Origin of the sequence: Acetobacterium wieringae, assembly GCF_023700225.1 — a bacterium.
Taxonomy (GTDB): Bacteria; Bacillota; Clostridia; order Eubacteriales; family Eubacteriaceae; genus Acetobacterium; species Acetobacterium wieringae.
Genome location: NZ_CP097897.1, coordinates 2915171 through 2936166 on the forward strand (window position 1 = coordinate 2915171; position 20996 = coordinate 2936166).

Annotated in this window: 16 protein-coding genes; all 16 read right to left on the reverse strand. The window is 46.6% G+C overall.

Annotated features, from left to right (window positions below):
- Position 1: 1 nt before the first annotated feature.
- The 16 genes from CHL1_RS14305 to dhaL all read right to left on the reverse strand — a co-directional run bounded on the left by CHL1_RS14305 (position 2) and on the right by dhaL (position 20872).
- Positions 2 to 259 (reverse strand): hypothetical protein, encoded by a 258-nt coding sequence (locus CHL1_RS14305; protein WP_070372671.1) that lies wholly within the window; start codon positions 257 to 259, stop codon positions 2 to 4.
- A 289-nt stretch (positions 260 to 548) separates the two neighbouring features.
- Entirely contained in the window at positions 549 to 1742 is a 1194-nt protein-coding gene (gene tuf / locus CHL1_RS14310; RefSeq protein WP_070372670.1) for an elongation factor Tu, read from the reverse strand.
- Positions 1743 to 1777: 35 nt separating this feature from the next.
- Positions 1778 to 3853, reverse strand: coding sequence for an elongation factor G (gene fusA / locus CHL1_RS14315; protein WP_070372669.1), 2076 nt, complete (start codon positions 3851 to 3853; stop codon positions 1778 to 1780).
- A 36-nt stretch (positions 3854 to 3889) separates the two neighbouring features.
- Entirely contained in the window at positions 3890 to 4360 is a 471-nt protein-coding gene (rpsG, locus tag CHL1_RS14320) for a 30S ribosomal protein S7 (protein ID WP_070372668.1), read from the reverse strand.
- A 141-nt stretch (positions 4361 to 4501) separates the two neighbouring features.
- Positions 4502 to 4876, reverse strand: coding sequence for a 30S ribosomal protein S12 (gene rpsL / locus CHL1_RS14325; protein WP_070372667.1), 375 nt, complete (start codon positions 4874 to 4876; stop codon positions 4502 to 4504).
- 102 nt (positions 4877 to 4978) lie between these two features.
- Positions 4979 to 5218, reverse strand: coding sequence for a L7Ae/L30e/S12e/Gadd45 family ribosomal protein (locus CHL1_RS14330; protein ID WP_250933578.1), 240 nt, complete (start codon positions 5216 to 5218; stop codon positions 4979 to 4981).
- Positions 5219 to 5298: 80 nt separating this feature from the next.
- Positions 5299 to 8973, reverse strand: coding sequence for a DNA-directed RNA polymerase subunit beta' (gene rpoC, locus CHL1_RS14335; protein ID WP_250933580.1), 3675 nt, complete (start codon positions 8971 to 8973; stop codon positions 5299 to 5301).
- 36 nt (positions 8974 to 9009) lie between these two features.
- Complete coding sequence (gene rpoB, locus CHL1_RS14340; RefSeq protein WP_250936295.1) at positions 9010 to 12666, reverse strand: DNA-directed RNA polymerase subunit beta; 3657 nt, start codon at positions 12664 to 12666, stop codon at positions 9010 to 9012.
- 319 nt (positions 12667 to 12985) lie between these two features.
- Positions 12986 to 13837, reverse strand: coding sequence for an amino acid ABC transporter ATP-binding protein (locus CHL1_RS14345; protein ID WP_276520384.1), 852 nt, complete (start codon positions 13835 to 13837; stop codon positions 12986 to 12988).
- Positions 13838 to 13846: 9 nt separating this feature from the next.
- The gene (locus CHL1_RS14350; RefSeq protein WP_070372663.1) at positions 13847 to 14509 is read right to left on the reverse strand and encodes an amino acid ABC transporter permease; all 663 of its coding nucleotides are present in this window, start codon (positions 14507 to 14509) and stop codon (positions 13847 to 13849) included.
- A 96-nt stretch (positions 14510 to 14605) separates the two neighbouring features.
- Positions 14606 to 15412, reverse strand: a complete 807-nt coding sequence (locus tag CHL1_RS14355; RefSeq protein WP_070372662.1) for an amino acid ABC transporter substrate-binding protein — start codon at positions 15410 to 15412, stop codon at positions 14606 to 14608.
- A 114-nt stretch (positions 15413 to 15526) separates the two neighbouring features.
- A complete protein-coding gene (glpK, locus tag CHL1_RS14360) occupies positions 15527 to 17014 on the reverse strand; it encodes a glycerol kinase GlpK (protein WP_250933582.1) in 1488 nt (495 codons plus the stop codon).
- Positions 17015 to 17030: 16 nt separating this feature from the next.
- Entirely contained in the window at positions 17031 to 18569 is a 1539-nt protein-coding gene (locus CHL1_RS14365) for an amidohydrolase (RefSeq protein ID WP_250933584.1), read from the reverse strand.
- Between the two features lie 69 nt (positions 18570 to 18638).
- Entirely contained in the window at positions 18639 to 19286 is a 648-nt protein-coding gene (locus CHL1_RS14370; RefSeq protein ID WP_250933586.1) for an SGNH/GDSL hydrolase family protein, read from the reverse strand.
- A 45-nt stretch (positions 19287 to 19331) separates the two neighbouring features.
- Positions 19332 to 20057 carry a glycerol-3-phosphate responsive antiterminator gene (locus CHL1_RS14375; RefSeq protein ID WP_250933588.1) on the reverse strand — a complete coding sequence of 242 codons (726 nt, stop codon included), beginning with the start codon at positions 20055 to 20057 and terminating at the stop codon, positions 19332 to 19334.
- A gap of 173 nt (positions 20058 to 20230) precedes the next feature.
- On the reverse strand, positions 20231 to 20872 hold the full coding sequence (gene dhaL / locus CHL1_RS14380) for a dihydroxyacetone kinase subunit DhaL (RefSeq protein ID WP_148638498.1): 642 nt from the start codon (positions 20870 to 20872) through the stop codon (positions 20231 to 20233).
- Between the last annotated feature and the right edge of the window lie 124 nt (positions 20873 to 20996).

Sequence of the window (20996 nt, forward strand, 5' to 3'; positions counted from 1 at the left end):
TTTATTTTGCTTTAAAGGTAATAATCACCCCTTCGGTGACGCTGTTGGCCCAGCTACCATCGCTGGAAAAAACGATGTGCTGTCCTTGAACAATGGGTACGATTGATGCCAGCTCATAGCCTTTCTCATCGTATTGATTACAGAGATCCTCAATCTCCTGGGCTAATTCTTCTGTTTTACATTTTCTAAAGCCCTTGTTATAGTCATTTCCGACTGACTCCACTTTATCACAAATGGTTACACTGATATACTTTTTCATTAACTTTCCCCCAACACTATTTATGACTCTATTGTATCACAAATGCCGCTGAAGATCGAACGGAGTTTTTTATCCCCCCTTTGGCAAATAAAAAGCCGCCTCTCAAGAGAGGCGGCAAGATTGACCAAAAATATTCGTATTTACCTGACGCTATCGAACTGATCAAACAGCACCGCTAAAATATTTTTGGTATTATTATATGTTTAAGGTTTTTATTACAGCTTTTTCAAGAATCCTATCCATACAAGGACATTCGTCTCAAAATCTGCATTTGCTCTGTTTTAAGCTATTAGTCTTCCAACATTTTGGCAACAACACCAGAACCAACAGTACGGCCACCTTCACGAATCGCAAAACGTAAACCTTCTTCGATCGCAATTGGAGTGATCAGGGTGATTTCCATTTGAACGTTATCGCCAGGCATTACCATTTCAACGCCTTCTGGTAATTTGATGACACCCGTTACGTCAGTTGTTCTGAAGTAGAACTGTGGACGGTAGCCGTCGAAGAATGGCGTATGACGTCCACCTTCTTCTTTGGTTAAGACATAGACTTCTGACATGTAGTGGGTATGTGGTTTGATTGAACCTGGTTTAGCCAGTACCTGACCACGTTCGATCTGAGTACGGTCAACACCACGCAGTAACGCCCCTACGTTGTCGCCTGAACGACCTTCGTCCAGTAATTTACGGAACATTTCGATTCCGGTTACTACTGTTTTACGGCTGTCGTGAATACCGACGATTTCAACTTCTTCACCAACTTTAACAACCCCACGTTCGATACGTCCGGTTGCAACAGTTCCTCGACCAGTGATTGAGAAAACATCTTCTACTGGCATCAGGAATGGTTTGTCGGTATCACGTTCTGGATCGGGGATCCAGTTGTCAACAGCTGTCATCAGTTCAACAATTTTGTCGCCCCATTCTCCGTCTGGATCTTCTAACGCTTTTAAAGCAGATCCGGGAATGATTGGGGTATCATCGCCTGGGAATTCGTATTCGTCAAGCAGTTCACGAACTTCCATTTCAACTAATTCCAGTAATTCTTCGTCATCGACCATATCCACTTTGTTTAAGAAAACAACGATGTATGGTACACCTACCTGACGGCTTAACAGGATATGTTCACGCGTCTGTGGCATTGGACCATCGGCAGCACTAACAACCAGGATGGCACCATCCATTTGGGCAGCACCAGTGATCATGTTTTTAACATAATCGGCATGGCCCGGGCAGTCAACGTGTGCGTAATGACGGTTAGCTGTTTCATATTCAACGTGAGCTGTAGAAATGGTGATTCCACGCTCTCTTTCTTCTGGGGCTTTATCGATGTTTTCGAATGCTACGGCTTCACCGGTTCCAAATCGCTTGTTTAATACAGATGTGATGGCCGCTGTTAATGTGGTTTTACCGTGGTCAACGTGACCAATTGTTCCAACATTTACGTGGGGCTTATTTCTTTCAAATTTTGACTTTGCCATTTGTTCTTCTCCTTAAAATTTATTTTATTGATTTATTATTGTTTACGACCTTCTATGATCTGCTCAGAAATTGACTTCGGCACAGCTTCATAGTGTGAGAACTGCATGGTGTAAACGCCACGTCCCTGGGTCTTGCTTCGAAGGGTGGTTGCATAGCCGAACATTTCAGCCAATGGCACCATCCCCTTAATAATCTGGGCACCGCCACGCATTTCCATTCCTTCAACACGACCACGTCGGGAGTTAATATCCCCCATAACGTCACCCATGTATTCTTCCGGAATAACAACTTCCAGTTTGAAAACTGGTTCTAAGATAACCGGATCGGCTTTTCGCATCCCGTTTTTGAATGCCATCGATCCAGCCACTTTAAAGGCCATTTCGGATGAATCCACGTCATGGTAAGAACCATCATAAACGGTAACCTTAAGATCAAGTACCGGATATCCAGCTAACACACCATTACGCATGGCTTCTTCAATCCCCTGATTAATTGGGTTGATGAATTCTTTAGGAATTGATCCCCCAACGGTTTTGTTTTCGAAGATGTATCCAGTACCTGGTTCAACAGGCTCCATGCGGATGAGACAATGACCGTATTGACCACGTCCACCGGATTGACGCGCAAATTTACCTTCAGCGTCAACAGCTTTGGTAATGGATTCTTTGTAAGCAACCTGTGGTGCCCCAACATTAGCTTCAACTTTAAACTCTCGCAGCATTCGGTCAATGATGATGTCAAGGTGAAGCTCACCCATTCCAGAGATGATGGTTTGACCGGTTTCTTCGTCAGTATGAGTTCTGAAAGTTGGATCTTCTTCTGCCAATTTGGCTAAAGCGGTACTCATTTTTTCCTGGCCAGCTTTTGTTTTTGGTTCAATCGCAACATGGATTACCGGTTCCGGGAATTCCATCGACTCCAGAATAATGGGTGCTTTGTCAGAACACAGGGTATCCCCAGTTGAGGTGTCTTTCAAACCAACTGCCGCAGCGATATCCCCGGTATAAACCGTGGTAATCTCTTCACGATGATTGGCGTGCATTTGCAGAATTCGGCCCAGACGTTCTCTTTTTCGTTTTGACGAGTTGAAAACATAGGAACCGGAGTCAATCGTTCCGGAATAGACCCGGAAGAATGCCAGTTTTCCAACAAAGGGGTCAGTCATGATCTTAAATGCCAGTGCTGAGAATGGCTCGTCATCACTTGCTTTACGGCTGTCTTCTTCTTCAGTATCTGGATTGATCCCGGTAATCGCCGGTACATCCAATGGAGATGGCATATAATCCACAACTGCATCCAGTACCAGCTGAACACCTTTGTTTTTATAGGAAGAGCCACAAACAACCGGAATAATATCAACATTCAATGTTGCTTTTCGAATGGCTGTTTTTAACTCATCAATACCGATGTCTTCGCCTTCCAGGAATTTTTCCATGATAGCTTCATCGTGATCAGCGATAGATTCAATCAGTTTTTCACGATATTCTTCAGCCAGTTCTGTCATATCTTCAGGAATATCGACGATATCGATTTTTTCACCTAAGTCATCTTGATAAATCATCGCCTTCATATTCAGAAGGTCAATGATCCCTACAAAATCACTTTCTTTGCCAATAGGTAATTGAATTGGAACAGGATTTGCGTTTAAACGGTCTTCCATCATTTTCAGTACGTTATAAAAATCAGCTCCGGTAATGTCCATCTTGTTGATGTAAGCCATTCGGGGAACATGATATTTATCTGCTTGACGCCATACTGTCTCTGATTGCGGTTCAACGCCACCCTTTGCACAAAAAACAGCGACCGATCCGTCGAGAACGCGCAATGATCGTTCAACTTCTACGGTAAAATCAACGTGTCCTGGTGTATCAATGATATTGATCCGGTTGTCTTTCCAAAAACACGTGGTTGCTGCCGAGGTAATGGTAATACCTCTTTCTTGTTCCTGTTCCATCCAGTCCATTTGGGAAACCCCATCATGGGTTTCTCCAATTTTATGGATTTTTCCGGAATAGAACAGGATTCTTTCTGTGGTAGTGGTTTTTCCTGCATCAATATGTGCCATAATACCTATATTTCTTGTTTTTGCTAAACTATACTCTCTTGACACAGATGCTTTCCTCTCTTATTTCTAAATCTAAACAAATTACCAACGGTAATGTGCAAAAGCTTTATTCGCTTCAGCCATAGCGTGGGTATCATCTTTTTTCTTAACAGCTGCACCACTATTATTGAGTGCATCCATAATTTCACCAGCTAAACGATCCTTCATGGTTTTTTCAGATCTTTTTCTGGAGTAATTAACTAACCAACGAAGCCCCAAAGCCTGCTTACGCTCAGCACGGATTTCCATTGGCACTTGATAGGTTGCACCACCAACACGGCGAGCTTTTACTTCTAAAACAGGTGTGATATTGGCAAGGGCTTCCTGGAATGCTTCCAGCGCATCTTTGCCAGTTTTTTCAGTAACTTTTTCAAATGCATCGTAAACGATTTTTTGGGCAACACCTTTTTTCCCATCTAACATGATGTTGTTGATTAATTTGGTTACAACAATACTTCCATAGATTGGATCAGGTAAAACTTCTCTTTTTGGAACAGGTCCTTTTCTAGGCACTTTACTTCCCTCCTTAACATTTTTATGTTCATCGGTACTCGACATCCAACGTTTCGTTGTTGTGCGTATAGCGTCTCTAACATATATTTGGTCTCGATCAATTTAAATAACGAGCGCTTGAATATGCAGCACTATGCACTACTACTTTTTAGGCTTCTTAGCCCCGTATTTGGATCGAGCTTGTCTACGAGCGTCAACACCAGCGGTATCAAGCGCACCACGGATAATTTTGTAACGAACCCCTGGTAAATCCTTAACACGTCCGCCTTTTACCAGAACAATACTATGTTCCTGCAGATTGTGTCCAATACCTGGGATATAAGCGGTTACTTCCATTCCGTTAACGAGACGAACTCTGGCGATTTTTCGAAGCGCCGAGTTTGGTTTCTTTGGTGTGGATGTTCTAACTGCTGTACATACGCCTCTTTTTTGAGGGTTTGCTTTCAAAGCTGGAGTTTTGGTTTTTTCATCCAGACTTTTTCTTCCTTTTTTTACAAGCTGATTAATGGTAGGCATTTAGTCCTGCACCTCCTTTTAATAATAATATATCAATAATCGAAACGATTATTAATGACTGCTTTAGAACCAGGGTTATCATTAAGACAACCCTGGCTGGTATTATTTGATAATCGCAATGACGGCTGCAGCCCGATCAATCCCGCCAGCTTTTCCGAGTCCCACCTTGGTTTCAACCCGTTCCACCGCAATCTGATGGCTGTTGCAGCATTCGACGATGCTTTTTTTGATACTTTCATCGGTATCTTCTGCCAAAATAACTTTAAGTGCTTTTCCTTCTTTTACAGCCTTGAGAGTTTGTTTCATTCCAATCACTTTTGAAACATCAACAAATTGATTCATCGGTTCCTCCTTCTTGCTGTCTGCGTGTTTCGCTAAACACACCTAATAACTATACCTGTTTGAGCCTCAAATGTCAAGAATTATTCTTTTGTTAAGAAATCCAGATCGAAGATGTCGAGATCGGTAATAATGGCGTCTTCGGTTTCTTCCTGCTCTTCTTCAACATAAGCGTTCAGGATATCATCATCAAAAACAATATCCAGGGATTCCGTGCTGCTGTCTTCTTCAAGCATGTCTTCGTAGACGTCGTCTTCTTCCCGTTCATAAACCAGATCAACATCACCATACATCTTAACACCAGTACCTGCTGGCACCAATTGACCAATGATAACATTTTCTTTCAGACCGATCAGCGGGTCAACCTTGCCTTTAATGGCGGCGTCGGTTAATACCCGAGTGGTTTCCTGGAAGGATGCGGCTGACAAGAAGGAATCGGTTGCCAGTGAGGCTTTGGTAATCCCCAACAGTTCCCGGCTGGCAGTGGCTTCTTCGCCCCCTTCTTCCCGGGCGGCTTTATTTTCTTCTTCAAAACTGAAGATATCGACTAAGCTGCCAGCCAAAAGATTCGTATCACCAGGGTTTTCAATCTTCACTTTCCGAAGCATCTGGCGAATGATGACTTCCAGATGCTTGTCACCAATGTGTACCCCTTGCATTCGGTAAACTTTCTGAACTTCCTGTAGCAGGTATTGCTGAACATGGTCAATCCCCTGAATTCTTAAAATGTCACTGGGATTGATGGAACCTTCGGTGATTTCATCTCCGGCAGTTAATTGATCGCCAGTGTGAACCCGCAGTCGCGAGCCGTAAGGAATCAGGTAGACCTTCATTTCACCGTCTGCGCCGGTAACCACCGCTTCGGTTTTTTTCTGGTTATCCTGAATTTCAACGCGACCATCAATTTCTGAAATAATGGCCTGACCTTTTGGTTTTCGGGCTTCAAAAAGCTCTTCGATACGAGGGAGACCCTGGGTGATATCGTCAGCTGAAGCAACCCCACCAGTATGGAAGGTACGCATGGTCAGCTGGGTTCCCGGTTCACCAATTGACTGGGCGGCGATAATCCCCACCGCTTCACCGATTTCTACCGGTCGCCAGGTCGTTAAATCAACACCGTAACATTTTTTACATACCCCATATTTGGATTGACAATTAAAAGCTGCACGAATTAATACTTTTTCGATGCCAGCTTTGTCAATGTTCTGAGCCATTTCGGTGGAAATAATCTCACCAGCTGGTGCCAGGACTTCGCCGGTTTGCGGGTGAACCACATCTTCAAAGGCATAGCGGCCAACTAAACGTTCCTGCAGGGTTTCGATAATTTCGCCGTGATCATTGATGGTGGATACTTCATAGCCCCGGGTTGTACCGCAGTCATCTTCTCGAACAATGACATCCTGGCTGACATCAACCAAACGTCTGGTCAGGTAACCGGAATCGGCGGTTCTAAGGGCGGTATCGGCCAGACCTTTTCGGGCCCCATGGGTGGAGGAGAAGAATTCCAGTACATTTAACCCTTCACGGAAGTTGGAGCGGATTGGCAGTTCGATGATGCGACCACTTGGGTTGGCCATTAAACCACGCATCCCGGCTAGCTGCCGAATCTGGTTCTTACTACCTCGGGCTCCGGAGTCGGCCATCATGTTGATCGGGTTCAGATCTTCGAGGTGATCAAGCAGGGCATCGGTAACCTCATCGGTGGCTCTGTTCCAGATCTCAACAACGTTGTTGTAACGTTCTTCATCGCTGATAAAACCTTGACGATAAAGCGTCATATTTTCGGTGATCTTATCATCGGCCCGGGACAGGATTTCCTCTTTATTTTTCGGAACTTCCATATCACTGACACCAACGGTGATGGCACCACGGGTCGAGAATTTAAAGCCTAAGCGTTTAATTTCATCCAACACCTCGGATGTTTTGGTGGGTCCGAAGGTTTTGTAGCAGCGCTCAACGATTTCTGACAAGACTTTCTTATTTACTTGGCGGTCAATTTCCAGTTTAAATTGATCTTCGATTGTTTCCCGTTTCACAAAACCCAATTCCTGGGGAATAATGGTATTAAAAATGAATCGTCCCACCGTCGCTTCGACCAGACGGGTCATGATTTCGCCATCGATCTCTTTGGAAATTCGTACCTTAACCAGGGAGTGCAGATCGACATCCTTATTGAAGTAAGCCATTTCCATTTCGTCCAGATCTCTAAAGATACTGCCGGTTCCCTTACCATCCTGTTTGTAGATGGTCATGTAGTAGGTTCCCAGAATCATATCCTGGGTTGGTGCAACAACCGGGGTTCCGTCCTGTGGCTTAAGAATATTATTGGATGCCAGCATCAGGAAGCGGGCTTCGGCCTGGGCTTCTACCGATAAAGGTACATGGACAGCCATCTGATCCCCATCAAAGTCGGCATTGTAGGCCGTACAAACCAATGGATGTAGTTTGATCGCTTTTCCTTCAACCAGAATCGGTTCAAAGGCCTGAATCCCCAGACGATGGAGGGTCGGGGCCCGATTAAGCAGTACTGGATGTTCCTGAATGACATCTTCCAACACATCCCAGACAATCGGATCGAGCTTTTCGACCATTTTTTTGGCACTTTTAATATTCTGGGAAAGATTTCGGCCCACCAGCTCCCGCATGACAAAGGGTTTAAAGAGTTCAATGGCCATTTCTTTAGGGAGACCACATTGGAACATTTTCAGATCCGGTCCGACAACAATAACCGAACGACCGGAGTAGTCAACCCGTTTCCCCAAAAGGTTCTGACGGAATCGACCCTGTTTCCCTTTAAGCATATCACTGAGGGATTTAAATGGACGGTTACCCGGTCCGGTAACGGCCCGACCACGACGACCATTGTCAATCAGGGCATCAACCGCTTCCTGAAGCATTCGTTTTTCATTTTGAACAATGATATCCGGCGCATCCAGTTCCAGCAGCTTTAACAGTCGGTTGTTACGGTTAATCACCCGACGATACAGATCATTTAAGTCCGAAGTGGCAAAACGGCCCCCATCGAGCTGCACCATTGGCCGCAGTTCCGGTGGAATAACCGGAATGGTTTCGAGAATCATCCATTCCGGACGGTTATTGGAATTCCGAAACGCTTCAACAGCTTCCAGTCGTCGGGCAACCCGGATTTTTTTCTGACCGGAGCTGCCTTTGAGTTCTTCTTTGAGCACCGCTGATTCCTGATCGAGATCTACCAGTTTCAAGAGTTCCTGAATCGCTTCAGCACCAATGCTGGCGGTAAACTTATTGCCGAATTGACTTTTAGCTTCTTTGTATTCCGCTTCGGTTAAAATCTGTTTGAAATCAAAATTACTTTCACCGGGATCAGTGACCACATAGGCAGCAAAATAAATAATTTTTTCCAGATTTCGGGGCGACATTTCCAGGATCAATCCCATTCGACTGGGGATGCCTTTAAAATACCAGATATGTGATACCGGAGAAGCCAATTCAATATGACCCATCCGCTCACGTCTGACCTTCGCCTTAGTTACTTCAACCCCACAGTTTTCACAGACAATGCCCTTATGGCGAATACGCTTGTACTTACCACAATTACACTCCCAGTCTTTCTGCGGTCCAAAAATTTTCTCACAAAACAACCCCTCTTTTTCCGGTTTCAGGGTTCTATAATTAATGGTTTCCGGTTTTTTTACTTCTCCACGTGACCACTCTCTGATTTTTTCAGGTGAGGCCAATCCGATCTGTAAGGATTTGAAGGTGAATTCCTCGTTTAACAAATGGCTTCGCTCCCTTCTATTATAAATTTATTGTTATTAATATAAGTCGTCTTCGTCATCATCAATGCTCTTAATCTGGAAGCTGTCTTCCAATTTTACGTCATCGCCAATTTCGGAAAGTTCCGTGCTGCCGATTTCGATAGCCAGTTCTTCGAGCGGATCCCGCTCGTCCATTTCGTCATCCAGAATCTTGACAACTTCCTGGTCATTTAGGATATTGACATCCAGACCCAAACTCTGGAATTCTTTCATCAGTACTTTGAAGGATTCCGGAATCCCTGGTTTGGGAATGTTTTCGCCTTTGACAATGGCTTCATAGGCTTTAACCCGGCCGACGACATCATCGGACTTAATCGTTAAAATTTCCTGCAGGGTATGGGCGGCGCCGTAGGCTTCGAGCGCCCAAACTTCCATTTCTCCAAAACGCTGGCCCCCGAATTGAGCTTTACCACCCAACGGTTGCTGGGTCACTAAAGAGTAGGGTCCGGTTGAACGGGCATGCATCTTGTCATCAACCAAATGGTGAAGTTTAAGAATATACATGTAACCGACGGTTACCTTATTATCAAAGGGTTCCCCGCTACGGCCATCATAAAGCTGGATCTTACCATCTTCCGGCAAGCCTGCCTGAGTAAGCAGATCCATAATGTCCTGTTCATTGGCCGGGTCAAAAACCGGGGTGGCAATATGCCAGCCGATTGATCGCATGGCCAGTCCCAGATGGACTTCCAATACCTGACCGATATTCATTCGCGAAGGTACCCCCAGCGGATTAAGCACAATTTCCAGAGCGGTTCCGTCTGGCATAAACGGCATATCTTCTTCCGGCAAAATTCGGGAAATAACCCCTTTGTTACCATGGCGACCCGCCATTTTATCCCCAACTGAGATTTTTCGTTTAACGGCAATCAGAACCCGCACCAGGGTATTAACCCCCGGTTTTAAATCTTCATCTTTATTTTCTCTTGAGAAGACCTTAACATCCAGAACAATCCCGGATTCTCCATGGGGAACTTTCAGTGAGGTATCCCGGATTTCCCGGGCTTTTTCACCAAAGATAGCCCGCAGCAGTTTTTCTTCGGCAGACAGATCGGTTTCACCTTTAGGTGTGACCTTCCCGACCAGGATATCATCGGATTTAACCTCCGCGCCGACAAAGATAATTCCCCGTTCATCGAGGTTCTTCAGCGCATCTTCACTGACATTGGGAATATCCCGGGTAATTTCTTCCGGTCCCAGTTTGGTTTCCCGGGCTTCGGCTTCAAATTCTTCGATATGGATCGAGGTAAAGACATCTTCTTTTAACAGTTTTTCATTAATCAGGATGGCATCCTCGTAGTTGTAACCTTCCCAGGTCATAAAGCCCATCAGAATGTTTCGACCCAGGGCCAGTTCGCCCATTTCGGTGGACGGACCATCGGCAATGATTTCGCCAGCCTGAACAACTTGACCTTTGTTGACCAGAGGTTTATGGTTCATACAGGTGCCCTGATTGGAGCGTTTAAATTTAAGTAAGGTATATTTATCCAGTTCACCGTTTTCGGTGCGGATGTGAATGGCTGAGGCCTCTACCCGTTCGATGGTACCGGCTCGTTTGGCAATCACACAAACACCCGAGTCTTTGGCGGCCTTATGTTCCATCCCGGTACCAATAACTGGTGCTTTGGGAATCAGCAGTGGCACCGCCTGACGTTGCATGTTGGCACCCATCAGAGCCCGGTTGGCATCATCATTTTCAAGGAAGGGAATCAGCGATGTCGCCACCGAAACAATCTGTTTTGGCGAAATATCCATGTAATCGACCCGATCCGGGGGAATCAGTACGAAATCCCGTTTGCTGCCAGCACGACCCGTAACCTGTTTGCGGATAAAGCGATTGTTTTCATCCAATGGTTCATTGGCCTGGGCAATGGTGTAACGGCCTTCTTCATCGGCGACCAGATAATGAATTTCATCGGAAACTACGCCATCATAAACCTTTCGATAGGGGGCTTCGATAAAACCATACTCATTGACCCGGGCATAGGTACTAAGGGAACCGATTAGTCCAATGTTGGGACCTTCAGGAGTTTCAATTGGACACATCCGACCGTAATGACTATGGTGGACGTCTCGAACCTCAAAACCGGCCCGCTCACGGCTTAACCCGCCAGGACCCAATGCTGATAAACGACGCTTATGGGTCAGTTCGGCCAATGGGTTGGTTTGATCCATAAACTGGGACAACTGGGAGCTACCGAAAAATTCTTTTAAGGCGGCATTAACCGGACGGGTGTTGATTAAACCCTGAGGGGTTAAAATCTCATCATCCTGAACTGACATTCTCTCCCGTACCACCCGTTCCATTCGGGACAAACCGATTCTAAACTGATTTTGCAGCAGTTCGCCGACCGAACGCAAACGACGGTTGCCCAAATGGTCAATATCATCAATAGCGCCGATGTCATAATCCAAACCAATAATATAAGAGATCGAGGCATGGAGATCGGAGATCAGCACATGCTTGGGAACCAGCTCATCCATCCGCTTTTTAAGGGATTTTTTCTTTTCGTCATCCGTCATATCTGATTCTAAAATCTCTTTTAGCACTTCATAACAGACATATTCTTTAATGTCCAGATCACTGATGTCAAAGGGTAAGTCCTGGGCGTTGATGTCGACAAAGCCGTTACCGATAACCCGAACCGCCTTATCATCCACCCGGACATCAACCACGTTAATCCCGGAATTTTGGATATCGGTGGCAATATCATTAGAGATAATTTCGCCTTCTTCGACATAAACTTCCCCGGTTTCCGGATTAACGACGGCCTGGGCGGCTCGCTGACCGGCAATTCGGGTAGCCAGGGCTAATTTCTTATTGTATTTGTGACGGCCGACCTTGGCCAGGTCATAGCGGCGATCATCAAAAAACATGGAGTTAAGCAGGGATTGGGCACTTTCCACAGTTGGCGGCTCACCGGGACGCAGTCTTTTATAGATTTCAATCAGACCATCCCGGGTTGATTTCATATTGTTATTTTCATCTTTTTTGATCGTTTCAATTAATCGATAGTCATCGCCGTAAAAATCAAGAATTTCCTGATTGGTTCCCAATCCCAGAGCCCGAATCAGTGCTGTGATCGGTAATTTACGGGTTCGGTCGATTTTAACGTACATGATGTCATTGGAATCTGTTTCGTATTCCAACCAGGCCCCACGATTCGGAATGACCTGGGCTGAAAACAGTTTTTTCCCCAGTTTATCACGGCTCAAGGAAAAATAGGCGCCTGGTGACCTGACCAGCTGGCTGACAATAACCCGTTCCGCTCCATTGACAATGAAGGTTCCGGTTTCGGTCATTTTATGCAAATCGGCCATATAAACCTTTTGCTCTTTAACTTCGTTCTTTTCTTTATTAATTAAACGAACTGTTACTTTTAATGGTATAAAGTAGGTTTGATCCCTTTCTTTACACTCCTCCACTGAATACTTCGGTTTTCCCTCAATGGAATAATCCACGAATTCTAAAACCAGATTTCCCGTGTAGTCTTCGATTTTATCAATATCGTCAAAAACCTCTTTGAGTCCTTTTTCGATAAACCAGTTGTATGAATCTTTCTGAACCTCGATCAGGTTCGGCATTTCAATAACTTCTTTGATTTTAGAAAAGCTTTGGCGTGTTCTTAAACCATCTTTTTCAGGATGCAACATTACCATCCAATATCACCCCTCGCAAAAATACTCAGCAACGGATTACCCCAAAACGACTCGCGTCGAGCCTGTAGGTATCCCAAATTTGCCTGTTGTGTTTCATCTCGCCTTGTGTTATGATTAGACCGTAATCAATTTCATATCCGCTGACTCCGACATGTTTCCCCTTTGATCAGTTATTCATGACCGAGTCGCAAATGCTTCCGTTGATGCCGCTAAAATTGACGACAAGGATGCATTCTAACCTTATTTTAAAAGATACCAATGCAATTTTATATGCTATCACAAAATTTTATTTTTGTCAAATCTATTTTTGCATTCAAAAAGCCTTCCGGCTCACTGACGGAAGGCTTTTTTTCGGACTTTTTACAATTGGCTCAACAATATTTTTTGAGCCGGTATTTTTGGGGGCTTTCTTTTTCTGATCGCGCAGGATGCTGCTTAAAAATGCCTGGGTGCGTTTTTCTTTGGGATGGATAAAAATATCTTCCGGGGTCCCCTCTTCAAGGATTGTTCCCGAATCCATAAAGACCACCTTGTTGGCGACTTCCCGGGCAAAACCCATTTCGTGAGTCACCACCACCATCGTCATGTGCTCGTTGGCCAGGCTTTGCATAACGCTTAATACTTCGCCAGTCAGTTCCGGATCCAGAGCCGAGGTCGGTTCATCAAAAAGCAGAATATCGGGGTTCATCATCAACGCCCGGGCAATGGCCACCCGTTGTTTTTCTCCACCGGACAGGGTCGAGGGCATGGCATCAATCCGATCCAATAGGCCGACCTTATTAAGATAGGCTTCAGCACGGGTATTCATCGCAACCACTTCTTCTTTTTTGACGACCTTGGGCGCCAGTTCCAGATTCTGGCGAACGGTGAGGTGGGGAAACAGATTAAAGTGCTGAAAGACCATCCCCATTTTCATGATAATGGTGCGGATCTCCGGGGCACTGGGGTAGACGCCATCTTTTAGCAGCGGCTTCCCCTCCATGATGATGTCCCCGCTGTCAGCCTTCTCGAGATCAATCAGGCAACGCAACAGTGTCGATTTACCCGATCCGGATGACCCGATGATGGCCATCACATCGCCCTTATTGACGGTAAACGAGATGTCTTTTAAGACGTGATTGTTCCCAAAACTTTTATTGAGTTGATTGACTTTTATAATTTCCATCGTTTTCCTCTAGAACTCGTATTTGTTTTCAAGCTTTTTAAACACCATCGTGATCACAAAATTGATCAGCAGATACAGGGCTCCTGCCACCAGAAAAGCAAAGGTGTCACCATCGCGATTGACTGAGGTTTTGGCATAGTGAAGAATCTCCGCTACCCCAATAACCGTGACCAGGGCGGTGTCTTTGACCAGCGTGATGGTTTCATTACTGATCGCCGGCAAGCAGACCCGAATCATCTGGGGGATCACCACCCGGGTCATCGTTTCTATTTTGGTCAGCCCCAGCACTTTAGCCGCTTCGTACTGTCCCTTATCAATGGCCAGCAGACCGCCCCGGAAGATTTCTGCGAAATAAGCCGCATAGTTCATACAAAAGGCGATGCAGGCCGCAGTAAAGCGTTCAAACACAAGGTAGTCTCCCACCACCGGCAGCAGCGGCAGGCCAAAATAAACAAACATGATCTGGAGCAAGAGCGGTGTCCCCCGGACCACATAAATATAACCCTTGGCAAATGATTTAACCGGCGCTATCCGACTTCGGGCCATCAGGGTAAACATAAAACCCAGCGGTAGCGAACAGACAATGGTGACCGCAAAAACACTGAGCGTAATCACCATCCCCTGCAACATCGGCACGGTGATATTTGATAAATAAATATAAAAATCTGACATTTTTTTCTCCTGAGGAATGAATTAAAGTTATGGTATCACCAGTCATAAAAAAATCGGATCGAAACGATCCGATTTCTAAAAACTGATTGTTTTCTGTTAGTTTGCTTTGTAGATAATGTCTTCACCAAACCATTTGGTCGAAATGGTGGCGGCGGTGCCATCAGCAATCATCGCATCCAGAGCATCCTGAACCTGAGTCAGTAGCTCGGTGTTGCCTTTTTTAATCCCGACACCGTACAGTTCGGGTGATAAGCTTTCGCTTAAGATGACAAACTCGGCATTTTCAGAGGTAATGTAGTAGCGGGCGACAATGGAGTCTACCACAACAGCATCGATTCGGCCAATGCCCAGATCGCTCAGGGCCGATACATTTTCCGGGTATTCATTTAAGGCTGCTGCCTCTTTGCTGATCGGGTCAGCTGTAAAGGCATCATAAGCTGAAGAACCTTTTTGAACCCCAACATTTTTACCGGCTAAATCGGCTTTGGTTTTAATCGGAGAATCTTTTTTGACCACAATCACCTGATCATTTTCCAGGTAGGGCGCAGTGAAATCCATGGCTTGCTTGCGTTCGTCGGTAATGGTTAAACCATTCCAGATGACATCGATATTACCGGAATCCAGTTCCAGTTCCTTGGTGTCCCAGTTGATCGGCTGCAGAACCACTTCCATACCCATTCGCTTACCAACTTCTTTGGCCAGATCGACATCAAAACCAACAATTTCGTTTTTGTCATCTCTAAAGCCCATTGGTGGGAAAGAGTCATCCAAGCCGACCACAAAGGTCTTGTCGTCATTGTTCGCATTGTCTTCCGTTTTTTTAGCAGTGCTGCTGCAACCGGCAAATAATCCGGCAACCAGAACGACTACCAGCATCAGGCCAAGTATACTTCTTTTTTTCATTCCTTTTAGTCCTCTTTTCCTAATATAATCTGAGGCTATTATACACTTTATCACTGTGCATTGCTAGTCCTTTACATCAAAATTTTTAGGATAATGCCAGAAATCATCCCTGGATTATTTTAGCCAACCGGCTGACCGGTTCACGGCTTTATCCCAGAATCCGCATAATTCCTGACGTTTGGAATCATTGATTTGCGGTTCAAAACGTTTTTCAATTTTCCAGAATTGGCCGATTTCTTCAAAGCTGTCCCAGTAGCCCACTGCCAATCCGGCGGCGTAGACGGCTCCCAGGGTGGTAGTTTCGGTGATTACCGGCCGCTCTACTGGAACCCCCAAAATATTTGCCTGAAACTGCAGCAAAAAATCACTTTTGGCACCACCGCCGTCAGCTCTTAGTCTGGTCAGTTTAAAGCCGGACTTCTTTTCCATCACATTAAAGGCATCCTTGACCTGGAAGGCCATCGACTCCAGAGCCGCCCGGGCAATGTGCTGTTTGGTGGTTCCCCGGGAGATCCCGATAATGGTGCCTCGGGCATAGGAATCATAATAGGGTGCCCCTAAACCGACAAAGGCCGGGACGAAATAAACCCCCATACTGTCCTCAACCTGCCGGGCTAATTCCTCAGCCTCTTTGGCATCGTCAATAATCCCCAGGCCGTCCCGCAACCATTGGAGGACCGCCCCGGAAACATCGGCCATTCCTTCCAGACCGTAATCGGTTCGGCCCTTGGCACTCCACAAAACCGGAGAGAAAACGCCGTCTGATGGGGGAACATATTTATCACCGGTATTCATCACCATGAAGGAACCGGTGCCGTAGGTGTTTTTGGCCATTGCCTTTTCCAGACAGCCCTGACCAAAGGCCGCCGCCTGCTGATCGCCCAGGATTCCCGCCACCGGCACGGCAACACCAAAGAAAACCTCCGGATCAGTCAGGCCATAAACCTCACTGGATGTTCGCAGCTCCGGTAGAATTTCCCGGGGAATCGCCAGTTCCTTTAAAATCCACTCATCATAGTCCAGGGTTCGGGCGTTTTGCAGCAGGGTCACGGAGGCATTAGAATAATCGGTGACGTGAGCCTGGCCACCGGTCAGCTTCCAGACCAGCCAGGTATCGATAGTGCCATACAGCAGTTCCCCCTTATCAACGCCGGTTCTGACCTTTTGGTCGTGATCCAGCAGCCAGCGGATTTTGGTGGCCGCATCATTGGGGACAATGATCATCCCGGTGCGATCGACAATCCCAGCCCCGTCTTTGGCTTCCAGGCCTTCGCAGATATCCAGGGTGCGGCGATCCTGCCAGACGATCGCCCGACAAACCGGCTGTCCGGTTCTTTTTTCCCAGAACACGGTGGTTTCCCGCTGGTTGGTAATCCCAATCGCTTCAATTTGTTGAGGTTTGATGTTCCCCTTTTGCAGGGCTTCGTCCACCATTTTTAGGGTAACCGCCCAGATTTCATTGGCATCATGTTCAACCCAGCCAGACTGGGGAAAGTGTTGGGTGAATTCCGAGTAAGCTTGCGAAATGATATTGACCGCTTTGTCAAAAATCATGACCTTTACGCCGGTGGTGCCTTCATCAATTCCTAAAATATATTTCATTGTCTTTCTCCAATCTTTATTTTTGATACACGATCTTACCCTTAAAAATCGTCATCGCCACGTCAATCTCTTTAATCGTTTCCGGTGCGACCGCCAGTGGATTTTGATTGAGCACCGTAATATCCCCGGCTTTGCCAGCCCTCAAGCTGCCCCGGATTTTTTCTTCTTTGGCCGTATAGGCGCCATCAATCGTAAAGAGTCGCAGCGCCTCGGCGGGACTGATGGCGTTCCCGGAATAGGGCGGGTTGACCGCCGCATGGATGCCCAACAGCGGATTGATGGGGGTGACATTGGAATCGGAGCCGCCATTGACCACCAAACCGGCATCCAGCAGTTCCCGCAGGGGATAAGCCCGACGATTGCGTTTTGGCCCCACCCGTTCTTCATAAATACTGTCGGGGCCGCCCCGCAAATAGGTAAAGGCTGGCTGGGTGGAAATCACGGCACCCAGGGGTACCGCCCGTTTTATGTCGCATTCATCAGGAAAGCCGAAGTGTTCAATCCGGAAACGGTGATCCGGCATCGGAAACTTAGCAAGAGCCTGTTCCAGACAATTCAATACCTGCGTGATGGCCCGCTGGCCGATGGCATGAAAGCCGGTCTGCAATCCAGCCCGGTGGGCGGCTTCGATGTAGCTAGTGACCCATTCATCGGAGAAAAAAAGCTCGCCCACCGAGGTGGGATCATCACAATAGGCTTCTTTAAAAGCTGCCGTTCGGGAACCAATTGAGCCATCCAGAAGAATATCGGTGCCAATGATTTTAAGATTTTGGGCGACAACATCCGCCACTCGAGTGCTGCACCAATGGAGCACCACATGAATGGGCAGTTCGTCGATGATCTTTAAAAACACCGGAATGTCGTAATCCGAAGACAGATCGCCACCTTCCATGGCATGAATGGTGGTCACCCCCATGGCCACGGCGATTTGCGCCGTATGGCGGATGGCCGTTTCCCGCTGGGCCCAGCTCATCTTGTCAAAAAAATACTTCCGGGCATGGCTGTTGGCCTGACTGTGCAGCCGACCTGATAAATTTCCGGCGGCATCCCGACCGAGTCCGTCTTCGGCTTCACCAATGGCCATCAATTCCATGGCGATGGTATTGACCTGGGTATAGTGCAGACCCCGATCCACCAGATATACTGGTCGCTCTTTAAAACAGCTATCCAGCTCGGCAGCAGTGGGCGGCCTTTTTTCGACCAGCCGGGATTCATCCAATCCATAGCCAAAAATCCATTCGCCGGGATCACCGGTTTTTTCCTTTACCAGGGTTTCCAGTACCTCTTTAACCGACCGGCAATGATAGAGGTTAATCCCAATCGCTGACAAACCGGTGCTCATCATATGCACGTGGCAGTCGTGAAGCCCCGGTATAAAGGTTTTGCCACCCAGATCGATAATCTGCGCGCCTTCACCTGCTGCCAGATTTTTTATGACCGGGGTCGACCCGATTTTCTCGATGACGCCATCCTTTATATAAATGCCCTGGCACGACGGCTGATTCGCATCCATGGTCACCCCAATCCCGTTTATCAGGGCCAGTTTGTTTTCCATAGCAGCCTCCTTTCCCCTATAACATCATGGTTTAATCCCGAATGGCGGCATCGCTGCCGCCATTTTTCTTTACCCCAGGATCTTTTTAACTTCGGCGGCAACTGCTTTGCCGAGGGCGGCATGACCATCGGCGCCGAGATGAAGACCGTCGATCGCACTGACCTTGGCCACCGTGGCGGCATCAAAGAAAGGTACGCCCCGGCTTTCCGCTACACCCTGATAAAACTTGGCCATCTCGATTGATTTTTCCCGGTTTCCGGCAAACATCACGCTAAAGATGCCATCTTCAATGGGACCCAGAGGCGGTGGCGCAATAAAGAGAACCTTGGGGCCATCGGGGCCAAAAGCGCCGACCTGGGCCAAAGTTTTATCGAGAATCAGACTGGCACCATTGGCAATATCCTGAGCCGTCACGGTATAACGGCATTTTAAATCATTGGTACCGATCATAATAATCACCAGATCCAGTGGTGCATGACTGTCCAGCAAGGGAATAATATGCTGCTTGCCACAGCGGTATTCTTCAATCGGATCATCCCAGACAGTGGTTCGGCCATTTAATCCTTCGGGAATCACCTTGTAATCACTGCCCAGTTCCTGCTGCAGGACACCAGCCCAGCGAACCTCATCCGGCCAGCGTTTAATCACGTCAACCAGATCATTGGATGGGTCCCATCCCCAGGTGTTTGAATCGCCAAAAATCATTACGTTCTTCATGAATTTTCCTCCATTTATATAAATTTTTGATACCAATAGAAAGCCTCAGGTTTCCAGATTCCATAAATCCGGATTGCTGGTAGCGACGGCTGCCACGCCAATGGCCATGGCTCCGGCGATTTGTTCGGCGGTTGTCATTAAACCGCCCAGGATGATGGGTGTTGTGGCTTCACTTTTTATCTCCCGGACAAGCTGCCGGGGGATGGTTCCCGGCATCAGAATAACCACATCCGGCTGTTGTTCTTTGATATTCGCTAAACCACTACGGCAGGCATCGGAATCAATGACAAAAAATCCGAAAGCGGCAAACATACCGGCCTCTTTGATATATTTCACACAGGGTGCCTTCATTGTAATGACGCAGTCAACACCGCAGTTTGCCATATACTGGATACCCATTTTATCCCGGGCAATTCCTTTAATCGAATCCTGGTGAACCATCACCTTTTTCCCAAAACGATGAATATGCCCCACCAGTTGTGGCAGGGTGTTGACATCGCCCAATTTAAGCATGATCCAATCCGCCCCGGTTTCTGCCATGGCATAAAGCAGTTCTTTGCGCTGATGAACCGAGGGGATCACCGGTTTGCTTTTAAATGGCTTGTTTGTATTTTTTGTTTCCACAGGCATTCCTTTCTCAGTACTCACTTCCCGATGTTCCACGCCCCGTTGCCTGATCGCTTTTTTTGCTCCTTGGGCTTTTGCCGCCCTCCGGCGATTGTCCCGGTTTTTTCCGGTACTTATTTCAAACGTGAAAAAAGTCCGCATCATACTGGGGCACAGCCGGACATTCCGGCGTGACGCACCACAGTATCATACGGACATCTCTTAAACTCTTGCCCTGTTGGTATTCTTTTGTAATGGTTTACTATCTTTTATTTTATGCTTATTCCGCGATATTGTCAAGGTCGATTTGCTATATTTACACGAAGCAGCTGTAAGGATTATGGCATGTGTTTATAGAAAACTTCCAACATCGCCGCACTGGAGGCTGATCCCGGATCCCGATGACCGATGGCCCGTTCACCTAAACGCATGGCCCGACCTTTTTTGGCAACCAGTGGCACTGTTGAGTCGGATCCCTGAGCCCCAACTTCCATGGCTATTTTCATCGCTTCTTTGGGGGAGCACCCGTCATCGTGATAGGCTTTTTTCATGGCATCAACCGCCGGACGCAGGGTATCGACCATGGTTGCATCACCCACCACTGCTTTGCCACGCTTTTCGATGATGGCCACACCAGACTCCATCATCTCAATGAATTCATCGAAGGTCACCTCATCTTTGCCCTTGACCGGTAGACCAAACTTCATAAAAAAGCCCCCATACAATGGACCAGCGGCTCCGCCAACCTTGTCCAGCAAGGCTGTCCCGGCATTTTTAAAGATGGTGTTGATATCTTCTGATTTCCATTCTTCCAGATTTTTACTGACTTCACGAAAACCAATGCTTAAATTCATGCCGTGATCGCCGTCGCCGATGGCGGAATCCAATTGAATGAAGTATTCCTTTTTTTCTTCTGCCATTTCAATAAGGTCTTCAATGACTGCAATAAAATAGTCTTTATTTAAGATATAATCGCTCATATTCTTTCTCCTGACAATGGATTAATGGGCAGTCTTCTGACCGCCCATTTGGTTTGTTATTAAGATTTAGGGTTATGTTATTAAGAAATTGTTATTTAAGAATAGATTTTGATCGTTTATTTTT